Source organism: Pseudomonas sp. LA5, assembly GCF_028640825.1.
Lineage (GTDB): Bacteria > Pseudomonadota > Gammaproteobacteria > Pseudomonadales > Pseudomonadaceae > Chryseomonas > Chryseomonas aestiva.
Map to the genome: position 1 here is coordinate 1 of NZ_JAQYZY010000018.1, position 12,424 is coordinate 12,424.

The 12,424-nt window shown below is 65.5% G+C and carries 10 protein-coding genes and 4 pseudogenes; 8 read left to right on the top strand and 6 right to left on the bottom strand.

The genetic code is table 11. The annotated features are described in order from the left end of the window. Positions 1 to 176, bottom strand: a pseudogene (glyA, locus tag PVZ72_RS00615) (serine hydroxymethyltransferase); the annotation flags it as partial. Between the two features lie 215 nt (positions 177 to 391). On the opposite strand from glyA, the pseudogene PVZ72_RS24095 reads away from it, so the two are divergent. The 3 genes and pseudogenes from PVZ72_RS24095 to PVZ72_RS00625 form a co-directional block, all read left to right on the top strand. Then, positions 392 to 1,162 (top strand): annotated as a pseudogene (locus PVZ72_RS24095) (PAS domain-containing protein); the annotation flags it as partial. A 111-nt stretch (positions 1,163 to 1,273) separates the two neighbouring features. After that, a pseudogene (locus tag PVZ72_RS24100) lies at positions 1,274 to 1,750 on the top strand (methyl-accepting chemotaxis protein); the annotation flags it as partial. Positions 1,751 to 1,831: 81 nt separating this feature from the next. Beyond that, the gene (locus PVZ72_RS00625; protein ID WP_158973736.1) at positions 1,832 to 2,260 is read left to right on the top strand and encodes a universal stress protein; all 429 of its coding nucleotides are present in this window, start codon (positions 1,832 to 1,834) and stop codon (positions 2,258 to 2,260) included. 58 nt (positions 2,261 to 2,318) lie between these two features. Here the strand turns inward: PVZ72_RS00625 and PVZ72_RS00630 are convergent, their stop codons facing one another. Further along, entirely contained in the window at positions 2,319 to 3,098 is a 780-nt protein-coding gene (locus PVZ72_RS00630) for an exodeoxyribonuclease III (protein ID WP_027598631.1), read from the bottom strand. Between the two features lie 80 nt (positions 3,099 to 3,178). On the opposite strand from PVZ72_RS00630, the gene pyrE reads away from it, so the two are divergent. From pyrE to PVZ72_RS00650, 4 genes are all read left to right on the top strand, one after another. Beyond that, positions 3,179 to 3,820, top strand: coding sequence for an orotate phosphoribosyltransferase (pyrE, locus tag PVZ72_RS00635; RefSeq protein ID WP_158890670.1), 642 nt, complete (start codon positions 3,179 to 3,181; stop codon positions 3,818 to 3,820). 24 nt (positions 3,821 to 3,844) lie between these two features. Further along, positions 3,845 to 4,441, top strand: a complete 597-nt coding sequence (locus tag PVZ72_RS00640; protein WP_187980811.1) for a DUF4124 domain-containing protein — start codon at positions 3,845 to 3,847, stop codon at positions 4,439 to 4,441. 147 nt (positions 4,442 to 4,588) lie between these two features. Continuing rightward, a complete protein-coding gene (locus tag PVZ72_RS00645; protein WP_273860950.1) occupies positions 4,589 to 5,254 on the top strand; it encodes a GntR family transcriptional regulator in 666 nt (221 codons plus the stop codon). Positions 5,255 to 5,269: 15 nt separating this feature from the next. Then, entirely contained in the window at positions 5,270 to 6,121 is an 852-nt protein-coding gene (locus PVZ72_RS00650; protein ID WP_273860951.1) for an urea carboxylase-associated family protein, read from the top strand. A 60-nt stretch (positions 6,122 to 6,181) separates the two neighbouring features. On the opposite strand, the gene argB is transcribed toward PVZ72_RS00650, so the two are convergent. The 4 genes from argB to coaBC all read right to left on the bottom strand — a co-directional run bounded on the left by argB (position 6,182) and on the right by coaBC (position 11,437). Beyond that, a complete protein-coding gene (gene argB, locus PVZ72_RS00655) occupies positions 6,182 to 7,084 on the bottom strand; it encodes an acetylglutamate kinase (RefSeq protein WP_187980809.1) in 903 nt (300 codons plus the stop codon). A 74-nt stretch (positions 7,085 to 7,158) separates the two neighbouring features. Beyond that, the gene (algC, locus tag PVZ72_RS00660) at positions 7,159 to 8,553 is read right to left on the bottom strand and encodes a phosphomannomutase/phosphoglucomutase (protein ID WP_218568701.1); all 1,395 of its coding nucleotides are present in this window, start codon (positions 8,551 to 8,553) and stop codon (positions 7,159 to 7,161) included. 1,212 nt (positions 8,554 to 9,765) lie between these two features. After that, positions 9,766 to 10,221, bottom strand: a complete 456-nt coding sequence (gene dut, locus PVZ72_RS00665; RefSeq protein ID WP_044341301.1) for a dUTP diphosphatase — start codon at positions 10,219 to 10,221, stop codon at positions 9,766 to 9,768. Next, on the bottom strand, positions 10,214 to 11,437 hold the full coding sequence (coaBC, locus tag PVZ72_RS00670) for a bifunctional phosphopantothenoylcysteine decarboxylase/phosphopantothenate--cysteine ligase CoaBC (protein WP_273860952.1): 1,224 nt from the start codon (positions 11,435 to 11,437) through the stop codon (positions 10,214 to 10,216). Before coaBC ends, dut begins: the two co-directional genes overlap by 8 nt. Before the next feature lie 136 nt (positions 11,438 to 11,573). Between coaBC and PVZ72_RS00675 the strand changes: the two are divergent. Beyond that, a pseudogene (locus tag PVZ72_RS00675) lies at positions 11,574 to 12,007 on the top strand (UPF0758 domain-containing protein); the annotation flags it as partial. Between the last annotated feature and the right edge of the window lie 417 nt (positions 12,008 to 12,424).

The following is a 12,424-nucleotide window of genomic DNA, read 5'->3' on the forward strand; positions in this document are numbered from 1 at the left end:
TAGCCTTCGGCGTACTTGTTGGTCAGCACGCTGCCCTGGGCTTCCATGACGCGCTGACTGGTGTAGTTTTCGGAGGCGATCAGTTCCAGGTGATGCTCCTGGCGCCGCGCTTCCTCGCCCATGGCGGCGAACAGCGCATCATCGTAGCCCTGGATTTGGTCCTGCTTGCTGAACATCGCGGCGCTCCTAAAGTCTGTGGCGGTGAAAACCACCCCCTTGCCGCGATGGTAGGCCCCGCCCCTGACCCCAAGATGCCTGTTTACGCCCCGGGCCGGCGCGTTTGCGACAGCCGCTCAACGGGCGAGTTCTGCCGTTCGCCGGGTCCTATCAAGTCGGCTCCATTGGCGCCGATAGGCTGGTTACGCCTTTGCCCCAGCCAGCGAGTTTTGCCATGTTCAATGCGCATCTAAAGAAGACCATCGCTCGGCTGGAAGCCGAGCAGCATGCCAATCAGGGCCTGACCCAGGCTCTGGAGCGTTCCATGGCGGTGATCGAGTTCGATCTCGACGGCACCGTCCTGCGCGCCAACGACAACTTCCTCCGCCTGACCGGTTACCGCGCCGACGCCCTGGTCGGCCAGCACCATCGTCGTCTCTGCCCGGCCAGCGTGGTCCAGGGTCGCGACTATGGCGATTTCTGGGCGCGCCTGAAGCGTGGCGATTTCGTCTCCGGCGCCTTCCAGCGCCTGGACGCCCAGGGCCGTACGCTCTGGCTGGAAGCCAGCTACAACCCGCTGCCCGACAGCAGCGGCAAGATCGCCAAGGTGGTGAAGTACGCCCTCGACGTCACCGCCCAGGTCGAGCGCGACAGCGAAGCCCAGAGCAAGCTCAAGGCGCTGGACCGCGCCCTGGCGCGCATCGAGTTCGACCTGGACGGACGCATCCTGGACGCCAACGACAACTTCCTGGCCACCCTGGGCTACAGCCTGAAGGAGATCCAGGGCCAGCAGCATCGGCTGTTCTGCGAGCCGGCCCTGGTCAACAGCAGCGAATACGCCGACTTCTGGCGCCGCCTCAACGCCGGTGAATTCTTTCGCGGCCAGTTCAAGCGCCTGGGCAAGCATGGCCGGGTGATCTGGCTGGAAGCGAGCTACAACCCGGTGTACGACGCCACCGGCCGGCTGTACAAGGTGGTCAAGTACGCCAGCGACATCAGCGAGCGGGTGGAAAAGCACGAAAGCGACGGCCGCAGCGCCTCGCGGGCCTATCACATCTCCGCCGAGACCGAGAAGGTCGCCGAGCACGGTACCCGGATTATCCAGGCCGCCGCCGGCGAGATGCGCGAGATCGCGCACAACGTCAGCGCCTCCGCCGAGGTGATCGGCCAGCTGGGTCAGCGCTCGGAGCAGATCACCGCCATCGTCAACACCATCCGCGGCATCGCCGACCAGACCAACCTGCTGGCGCTCAACGCCGCCATCGAAGCGGCCCGCGCCGGTGACCAGGGCCGTGGCTTCGCCGTGGTCGCCGACGAGGTTCGTCAGCTGGCGGGGCGCACCAGCAGCGCCACGGCAGAGATTGCCGAGATGATCGGGCGGATTCTCAACGAAACCCAGCAGGCGGTGGCCAGCATGGAGAGTACCCAGGGGCGCGCGGTCAAGGGCGTCGAGCTGGCGGACCAGGCCGGCGCGGTGATCGTGCAGATCCGTGATGGCGCCAGCGACGCCGTGGAAGCCGTGAGCATGTTCGCCAGCAAGCTGGACGAATCCGAGGTGATTCCCAAGGGCGCGCGCAACTGGGTGGGCCATTGAGGCTGCGGGCTTGATCGGGATCAAGCGACCCTGACAGCCAGGGTCTAGCATGAAGGCATACCCCTCTCGTGGAGATGCCCCATGCACACTGTCCTGGTCGCCTACGATGGTTCTCCCAGCGCCGACAACGCCCTGCGCTATATCCTCGACCTGGTGAAGGCCGGGCTGACGCTGGAGTTGCACCTGCTCAACGTCCAGAACGAGCCGGAGATCTATGGCGCGCCCTTCGATGACCGCATCCTGCGCGAATGGCGCGGCAGCCTGCAGGACAAGGCCGAGGATATTCTGGTCAGGGCGCGCCCGGCCCTGCTCGAAGCCGGTATCGAGGCCCAGACCCACGTCGGCTTTGGCGGCATCGCCGAGACCATCGGCGAGACAGCGCGGCGCCTGGAGGTGGACACCGTGGTCATGGGCACCCGCGGCCTGGGTTCGCTCAGTGGCCTGCTGCTCGGCTCGGTGGCCCATCGTGTGGTGCACCAGGTACCCTTGCCGGTGATCCTGGTGAAATAGCCACCCAACAAAAAACCAGCCCTTGGGCTGGTTTTTTCGTTTCCGGGCATCGCGTGGATCAGATGCTCAGGGTCCAGTCGTAGTCGACGATCAGCGGCGCATGCTCGGAGAAGCGCGGTTGCCGCGGCAGGCGCGCCGAGCGGACGAAGCGGCGCAGACCCGGAGTGAGGATGTTGTAGTCGAAGCGCCAGCCCAGATTCAGGTGCTCGGCCTGGTCGCTGTCCGGCCACCAGCTGAACTGGTCGCCTTCGCGGCTCACTTCGCGCAGGGCATCCACATAGCCCATGTTGCCGATCACCTCGTCCATCCAGGCCCGCTCGGGGGCCAGGAAACCGGGGATCTGCTGGCAGTCGCGCCAGTTCTTCACGTCCTGCTTCTGGTGCGCCACGTACAGCGAGCCACAATAGATGTACTCGCGGCGCTTGCGGCGCTGCTTGTTCAGGTAGTGGGTGAAGTCGTCCATGAACTTGAATTTCATGTTCAGATCTTCATCGCCGCGCTTGCCCGAAGGCAGCAGCAGGGTGGCGATGCTGACCTTGTCGAAGTCCGCCTGCAGATAGCGACCGAACCGATCGCAGGACTCGAAGCCCAGGCCGCTGATCACCGCCTTCGGCTGGACCCGCGTATAGAGCGCGACACCGCCCTGGGACGGCACTTCGGCGTCGCAGGCATAGAGGATGTAACCCTCCAGCGCATAGGCCGGGTCGTCCATGTCGTAAGAAGAGGCGCGGGTATCCTGCAAGCAGATCACGTCGGCATTCTGCGCCTTGAGCCAAGGCAGCAGGCCCCGCTCCACAGCGTCCTGAATACCATTGACGTTCAAGCTGATGATCCGCATAAATGGCCCCCAAAAAATCGTGGATGTATGATACCCGAGCTAAACCGGTTTAGCTAAATACAAGCCGCGCAAGGACTTATATGCAGGCGTACCAGCGTAATTTCATTCGTTTCGCCATCGAGCGCGGAGTTCTGCGCTTTGGTGAATTCACCCTGAAATCGGGTCGCATCAGCCCCTATTTCTTCAACGCCGGCCTGTTCCACAGCGGTTCGGCGCTGGCCCAGCTCGGCCGCTGCTACGCCGATGCGCTGGTCCAGGCCAATCTGCCGTTCGATGTCCTCTTCGGCCCGGCCTACAAGGGTATCCCCCTGGCCGCGGCCACGGCGGTGGCCCTGGTCGAGCACCATGGCCGCGACGTGCCCTGGTGCTTCAACCGCAAGGAAGCCAAGGACCACGGCGAAGGCGGCCTGCTGGTGGGCGCGCCCCTGACCGGTCGGGCACTGATCATCGATGACGTCATCACTGCCGGCACCGCCATCCGCGAGGTCATGCAGATCATCGAAGGCCAGGGTGCCAGCGCGGCCGGGGTGCTCATCGCCCTGAATCGCCAGGAGCGTGGCCGTGGCGAGTTGTCGGCCATCCAGGAAGTCGAGCGTGACTACGGCATTCCGGTGCTCAGCATCGTCGCCCTGGATCAGGTGCTCGAATACCTGGCCGAGGATGCCGAGCTCAAGCGTCACCTGCCCGCCGTCCAGGACTATCGCGCCCAATACGGCATCTAGCCGTCAGCCCCAGGAGAGACGGCCATGGTCGTACGTCGCGCCGCTGCCAGCCTGTTGCTCATCGCCCTGCCGCTGGCCGGCCAGGCAGCCGAGCTGTACCGCTACCTGGACCGTAACGGCACCCTGGTCATCGATCGCCAGGGCGTGCCGCCGGAGTACGCCGGCAAGGGCTACGACGTGCTCAACGAACAGGGCCGGGTGATCCGCAAGGTCGCGCCGGCGCTGCCCGCCGCGGAACTCGATCGCCAGGCGCGCGAGCGCCAGCAGGCCCTGGTCGATGGCCAGTTGCGCAAGCTCTACAGCAATGTCGAGGACGTCGACCGCGCCAAGGCGCGCAAGCTGGCCGAGCTGGACGGGGTGCTGCAGATCAAGAAGGCCAACCTGGAGGCCACGCGTCAGCTGCAAAGCCAGCTGATGGAGCAGGCGGCGGTGCAGCAGCGCAATGGCCAGGCGCTCCCGGCGGATCTGCAGGCACGCCTCGACGCCGCGGCGGCCGATCAGGTGCGTCTGCAGACCGATCTGCAGCGCTACGCCGAAATGCGCACCAGCACCAGCGCCGCCTTCGACGCCGACCGTGCGCGCATGCAGCGCCTGGAAGCGGCCCAGGCCGCGGATCGCTGAGCCCTGCCAAACCCGCTACCTGCGGTCACCTCCACCTCGCGCCACCTGGGCAGCACAACGGACTTCCTCAATCTCCCCGCTAATTTCTGGCACACGCCGTGCAAGCTCGTTTCCAACACATTGTTGAACAATCGAGCGTGAAGACCCATGAGTGGCAAGGATGCAGGCGAGCTGTCCCTGGGGGCTCAACTGCTGCTGGAGATGCGCGAAGACATCATCGGCGGTCGCCTGCTGCCCGGTACCGCGCTGGTCGAGGGTGAGCTGGTCAAGGCCTACAACGCCTCGCGCAACACCATCCGCGAAGCCCTGCACCAGCTGGATCGCGAGGGCCTGGCCACCTATGTTCGCCACAAGGGGGTCATGGTGCGGCGCCTGGGCCTGGCCGAGGTGCGCGACATCTTCCAGGTGCGTCGCACCCTGGAACTGCAGGCCATCCTCACCAGCCGCCCGCTGCGCGAATACCAGTCCGATCGGATGCTGGATGCTCTGGAGGCAGCCGAACTGGCGCAGTCGCGCGAAGACTGGCGCGCCCTTGGCACCCATAGCCTGCATTTCCATCAGCACATCGTCGGCCTGTTGCGCAGTCCGCTGTTCGATGAATTCTTCGCCACCGTCGCCGCCCAGACGCGCCTGCTGTTTTCCCTCGCGCCCGACGAGGAGCACTTCCAGCGGCCCTGGATAGCCCGCGACCGCCAGATCCACGACCTGCTCGCCGCCGGGCACCGCCAGGCGGCGGGCGAGGCCATGGCCAGCTATCTCGACGATTCCGAAAACCGGCTGCTGGATCTGCTCAGCGCAGCCAGGCCGCTCTGACCGAGGAGACCTCCCATGTACAAGGACTACCCCGCTGCCTACCAGTCCACCCAGGGCTCCGCCCTGCAGGTCGATCAGGCCTTCTATGATCGGCTGCGTGAACGCAAGGACGGACGCACCCTGATCGAGCAATTCGAGATCCCGATCCGTACCGGTCGCGCCTGGAAGGTCCCCGCCGGCCATCTGTTCCGCGTCACCACCCCGCACGGGCCTCAGGTCGGCGACTTCAACGTCTGGAACGCCGAGGATCCCCGCGAACGGATGTGGGCCGCGCGCACCCGGCAACTGCAGGGTGCCCACGTCAGCACCTACGACCGGCTCTGGTCCAACCTGCCCTTCCTGCGTCCGCTGCTGACCATCACCGACGACAGCCTGGCCGGCTATGGCATCGACGAACATGGCGGCCGCCTGCATGACCTGCTCGGCACCCGCTGCGATCCCTACGTCAACAAGATGCTCACCGGCGAGGATTTCCACCACCACTGCCATTCGAATCTGACCCGTGCGGTACTGCCCCACGGCCTCACCGAATTCGATGTCCACGATGTGCTGAACATCTTCCAGTGCACCGGCCTCAACCACGATGACCTGTACTTCATGAAGGCCTGCCCGGCCAAGCCCGGCGACTACCTGGAATTCTTCGCCGAGATCGACGTGCTCTGCGCCCTGTCCACCTGCCCGGGCGGCGATCTGTCCCTGGCGATGTGGGGGCCCGATGCCGAGGACCCGCTCAAGGTCTGCCGTCCGCTGGGGGTGGAGATCTACCGGGTCGAGGAGGCGCTGCTGCAGGACTGGGAGTCGCCCAAGCGGGCGGCCTACAACGGCCAGCACGGCCTGACCCTGCCCAAGGCCAGCTGGGAGCAGTGAGTCCGGGCCAGCAATAGAAACGGCGCCCTGGGGCGCCGTTTTGGGTCCGCGCGAAAGCGCTCAGCGCTTGCGGTTGGAGATCAGCGTACCGACGCCGACGTCGGTGAAGATTTCCAGCAGCACCGCGTTGGGCACCCGGCCGTCGATGATGTGGGCGCTCTGCACCCCGCCCTGCACCGCTTCCAGCGCGCAGCGGATCTTCGGCAGCATGCCGCCGTAGATGGTGCCGTCGGCGATCAGCGAATTGACCTGCTCGGTGGACAGCCCGGTGAGCACCTGGCCCTGCTTGTCCATCAGGCCGGCGATGTTGGTCAGCAGCATCAGCTTCTCGGCCTTGAGCGCCTCGGCCACCTTGCCTGCCACCAGGTCGGCGTTGATGTTGTAGGACTCACCGTCCGGACCCACGCCGATGGGCGCGATGACCGGGATGAAGTCACCGCGCACCAGCATGTTGAGCAGGTCGATGTTGACCCCGGTGACCTCGCCGACATGGCCGATGTCGATGATCTCCGGCTTGGTCATCTCCGGCGTCTGCCGGCTGACCTTGAGCTTGGTGGCACGGATCAGGCCCGCATCCTTGCCGGTCAGGCCGATGGCCTTGCCGCCATGGCGGTTGATCAGGTTGACGATGTCCTTGTTGACCTGGCCGCCCAGGACCATCTCCACCACATCCATGGTCTGGGCGTCGGTGACGCGCATGCCGTCGATGAAGTGGCTCTCGATGGACAGGCGCTTGAGCAGGTCGCCGATCTGCGGACCGCCGCCATGCACCACCACCGGGTTGATGCCCACCGCCTTCATCAGCACGATGTCACGGGCGAAGCCGGCCTTGAGCTCGTCGCTCTCCATGGCGTTGCCGCCGTACTTGATCACCAGCGTCTTGCCGACGAACCGGCGGATATAGGGCAGCGCCTCGGACAGCACCTCGGCGACGTGCGAGGCATCCTCGCGGCTCAGGGTCATGGCTCACCTCTCAAGGTCGACTAAGAAAAGACAAAGGGCGCCTAGGCGCCCTCTGTGCTACCGCTGACCCGAGGTCAGAACGGCAGATTCAGATCCGGCTCCACCGCCAGCAGCTGCTTGCGGAACACCGTCTTGATGCGCTCCAGCTCCTCGAGGGTTTCCGCCTCGAAGCGCAGCACCAGCACCGGCGTGGTGTTGGACGCACGCACCAGACCCCAACCGTTCTGGTAATCGACGCGAACGCCGTCCAGGGTGGTGATCTGGGCATCGCCCCACTGGGCGTCGCGCTGCAGGGTCTCGATGATGCCGAACTTGCTCTCTTCGGTCACCTGGATATTGATCTCCGGGGTGGAGATGTCTACCGGGAAGGTATCGAACACCTGCTGGGCGCTGTTCTTCTCCTGGCTGAGGATCTCCAGCAGGCGCACGGCGCTGTAGATGCCGTCGTCGAAACCGAACCAGCGTTCCTTGAAGAACACGTGGCCGCTCATCTCGCCGGCCAGCAGGGCGCCGGTTTCCTTCATCTTCTTCTTGATCAGCGAGTGGCCGGTCTTCCACATGATGGGACGACCGCCGTAGCCGGCGATGAGGTTGTTCAGACGGCGGGTGCATTTGACGTCGAAGATGATGTCGGCGCCCGGGTTGCGGGAGACCACGTCCTTGGCGAACAGCATCAGCAGCTGGTCGGGATAGATGATCTTGCCTTCGTTGGTCACCACGCCGACGCGGTCGCCGTCGCCGTCAAAGGCCAGGCCCAGGTCGGCACCGGTTTCCTTGACCTTGGCGATCAGGTCTTCCAGGTTCTCGGGCTTGCCCGGATCCGGATGGTGGTTGGGGAAGTTGCCGTCCACCTCGCAGAACAGCGGGATGACCTCGCAGCCCAGGGACTCGATCAGCTGGGGGGCATTGACCGCGGCGACACCGTTACCGGCGTCCACCACCACCTTGAGCTTCTTGGCCAGCACTACGTCGTTGCGGATGTAGTCGGCGTAGCTCTTGAGCACGTCGACCTGCTTGATCTGGCCCTGGCCGCTGGCCACGTCGCCGGTCTCGATGCGCTCGCGCAGGCGCTGGATGGATTCGTTGGCCAGGGTCTCGCCGGCGATGACGATCTTGAAGCCATTGTAGTCCGGCGGATTGTGGCTGCCGGTCAGCATGACGCCGGACTTGCCTTCGAGCACATTGGCTGCGTAGTAGAGCACCGGGGTCGGCACCATGCCGACATCGCTGACATTGGCGCCGCTGTCGGCCACGCCCTTGATCAGTTGGGCGACCAGCTCGGGGCCGGACAGGCGGCCGTCACGGCCGACGGCCACGTTGGGCTCGCCACGCGCCAGGCTCTCCGAGCCGATGGCGCGCCCGATCCAGTAGGCGGCTTCGGCGGTCAGGGAGTCACCCACCACGCCACGGATGTCGTAGGCGCGGAAGATGCTGGCGTTGAGTTGGGGGGCTTGCGGGGTAGTGCTCATCGGGGGTTTCTCCAATCCCAGGAGATCCTGGTCTTCGTCGAGGATACTGATATCGAGGATGTCGGTGGTCTGGAACAGCGGCTCGCTCTGCTGAGCGCGGCCTCTGTCGGCAAACTCCGCCAGGGTCTTGGCCACGGCATCGCTAGGTGCCGCAGCATATAGGTCCGGCGACGACCCGGCCGATCGGCTGGCCAATCGGGCCGTCGACTTGGCCACGGGTTCCATTACCGCCAGGCGCAAAGTCGGGCTTTTGGCTATCTGATTGGATTCAAGTTCCTCGGCATAGGCCGTCAGACTGCGGACGTCGTCACGGAGCCGGCGTGACAGCTCCCGGGAAAACAGCCAAAAGCCCGTCAGCACGCCAAACAGCGCCAGCAGCAGCGCCACCAGCGGAATACCCAGGGGCGTATCGGCACCGGCCTCGGCGGCGGGTGCCAGCTCCAGTGTCCACAGCGGACTGCCGGTCGCGAGCCGCCGCATCAGCGCCGGATCACCGGGGCTGCCGCCACTGGCCAGCACCTGCACACTGCTGCCGGGGAATTGCTGCAGCAGGCGCCATTGGCCGACATTCGCCGGCGGCGTGGCCCAGCTCTGCAAGACGTCCGGCAGTGCTTCCACCAGCACGGCGCTGCCGAGCAGCTGATCGCCGCGGCGGATGGGCTGAGCGCTGTAGACCAGCCAGCGATCCCTCACGCGATAGGCTTCCGGCGGGGTCCGCTGGCCGCTTTCCAGGCGCTTGAGCAGATCGAGGGCGGCATAGTTGAGGGGACCGGGGCGATCGTCTTCGATCTGGCGCATGCCGGCCGGCACCACCAGGACATCGACCACGCCGAGGCGCTCGCGCAGCTGGCGTTCGGCCGCCGCCCGCACCGCCGGGTCGTCGCCCTGCAGGGCCTGCAGCACCAGGGCATCCCCGGCGACGCCCTGCAGCCGCCGGGTCAGGCCAACCAGCAGCTGATTGAGGGAGGCCGCCTGGGCCTGCAGCGCCTGGTCCGCCTGCTGCTCCTGGTTGCGCGCGCCCTGCGGCTGCAACACCAGGAACCACAGCAGCAGCGCGGCCAGCAGCAGGCCGGCGAGCGCCAGCAGCAGCCCCGCGCCCAGGCCGGGCAAAACCGCGACCCGGGGGGCCGCCTTGCGCACATCCTTGCCGTTCTTGCCCGTTGCCATGCCGTTCTTCTCCTTTATGTCACGGCGCGTCTTGCGTGTCTGGCGTCAGCGGGTACCGGAGTGCCCGAAGCCGCCAGCGCCCCGCTCGGTCTCGGTAAAGCTGTCGACGATATCGAAGTGCGCCTGGACCACAGGTACGAGCATCAGTTGGGCGATACGTTCGCCCACGCTCACGGTGAAGGTGGTCTGGCCGCGATTCCAGCAGGAGACCATCAGCTCACCCTGGTAGTCCGAGTCGATCAGGCCAACCAGGTTGCCCAGCACGATGCCGTGCTTATGGCCCAGGCCCGAGCGCGGCAGGATCAGCGCCGCCAGCGACGGATCGGCCACATGGATGGCGAGCCCGGTGGGAATCAGCACGGTCTGCCCCGGCTCCAGCACCAGATCCTCCTGCAGCATAGCGCGCAGGTCGAGGCCGGCCGAACCGGGGGTGGCGTAGGACGGCAGCGGGAAATCGCGCCCCAGGCGCGGGTCGAGAATCTTGGCTTGAAGGCTATGCATGGTTCTGGGCGGTATCTTTGAGATGGGTGGAAATCAGAGCGATGAGCTGGCGGGCGATCTTGCCCTTGCTGGTCTGCTCGAAGCGGATCTCGTGCAGGCCACGGTCGATCACGGTGACCGCGTTGTCTTCGCTGTTGAAGCCGATGGCCGGATTGGCCACGTCGTTGGCGACGATGAGGTCGAGATTCTTGTCGCGCAGCTTGCGCTGGGCGTACTCCAGCAGATTCTGGGTTTCCGCGGCGAAGCCGACGCTGAAGGGCCGATCCGGGCGCCCCGCCAGGGTGGCGAGGATGTCGGGGTTGCGCACCAGCTCCAGCAGGAGACCGTCACCGCGGGTGGGGTCCTTCTTCAGCTTGTGCGGCGCGATGACCTCGGGGCGATAGTCCGCCACCGCCGCCGAGGCGATGAGCACGTCGCAGGGCATCAGCGCCTCGCAGGCGGCCAGCATGTCGCGGGCGCTGATCACGTCGATGCGCTCGACGCGATCGGGGGTCGGCAGATGCACCGGGCCGCTCACCAGGCTGACGCGCGCGCCCGCCTCCGCCGCCGCTCCCGCCAGGGCGAAGCCCATGCGACCGGAGCTGTGGTTGGTGATGTAGCGCACCGGGTCGATGTTTTCCTGGGTCGGGCCCGCGGTGATGACCACATGGCAACCGGTCAGGTCGAGGCGCTGGAAGCAGTCGGCGGCGAGCTGGGCGAGGTCGGTGGCTTCCAGCATCCGGCCGGGACCAACGTCGCCACAGGCCTGGCTGCCGCTGGCCGGGCCGAATAGCTTGATGCCACGGCTGCGCAGCAGGTCGGCATTGGCCTGGGTGGCCGGGTCGCGCCACATGGCCTGGTTCATGGCCGGTGCCAGGGCGACCCGGGCATCGGTGGCCAGCACCAGGGTAGTGAGCAGATCGTCCGCCACGCCCTGGGCCAGGCGCGCCATCACATCGGCGGTGGCCGGCGCGACCAGCACCAGATCGGCCCAGCGGGCCAGCTCGATATGACCCATGGCCGCTTCGGCAGCCGGGTCCAGCAGATCAAGATGCACCGGCAGACCCGACAGTGCCTGCAGGGTCAGCGGCGTGATGAATTCGCGTCCGCCGCGGGTTAGTACCACCCGCACCTCGGCACCCTGATCCTTGAGGCGGCGCACCAACTCGGCGCTCTTGTAAGCGGCGATGCCACCTCCGACGCCCAGCACGATGCGTTTACGATGGAGCCGCTGCATATAGCCTTTCCGTTCTCGAACCGTCTAGAACGGGCATCGCACGGCCAATCGAGGCCTGCGCGCACCCGCGAATGATCCGGTTAAGATAGCACAGCGCCTGCAGGACGCAGGCGCCCCGCCAGACAGGGAGCGCCCCATGAGCATCAAGGATTGGCCGGCCCAGGAACGGCCGCGGGAGAAACTGCTGGCACAGGGCGCTCAAGCCCTCACCGACGCCGAACTGCTGGCGATCTTTTTACGCACCGGCGTGGCTGGCAAAAGCGCGGTGGACCTCGCCCGCCAGCTACTCGGGGAATTCGGCAGCCTGAGGGCCCCTGCTGGAAGCCGACCTCGCCGCCTTCAGCGCCCACCTCGGCCTCGGCCCTGGAGAGCCCCCAGCAGGTCCGTGACTATCTCAGGGCCCGCCTGCGCCACAAACCCCACGAGATCTTCGGCTGCCTGTTCCTCGACACCCGCCACCGGGTGCTGGCCTTCGAAGCCCTGTTCCACGGCACCATCGACGGCGCCAGCGTCTACCCCCGCCAGGTGGTCAAGCGCGCCCTCGCCCATAATGCCGCCGCCGTCATCCTCCGTGGTTATGTAAAAAAGAGGATGCTGCAAGCTAGGTCAGTCGCCCTCAACCACGGCGCGAAGCATAATGGAAGTACAAGGCCTGGCCGCCCTTCACCTAACAACAGCTAGATCGCATTTGCCATCTGAGGCTGAAACCAAGTGCCTTGGTACCAAGGTGATGGCATCAGCGAGCTAGGAATGTGTCAGGGGGCAGAAAATGGAAGCTAATATCATAAAGCCAGCAAACGTTTGACGCAGATGATTTTTTGATATGTTATCTGACTAATTATCATGGACGAAAAAATGCCGGCCTCCCACCTTTCTGATTTGCAGAGATTCTTTCCCGCTTTCCGGTCGCGTGCCACTTTAAACCGCTGGCGGTCACGACGAACGTGCTCCGTGGCGAGAAGCAAACTTGTTAGTAATAACTTCTCG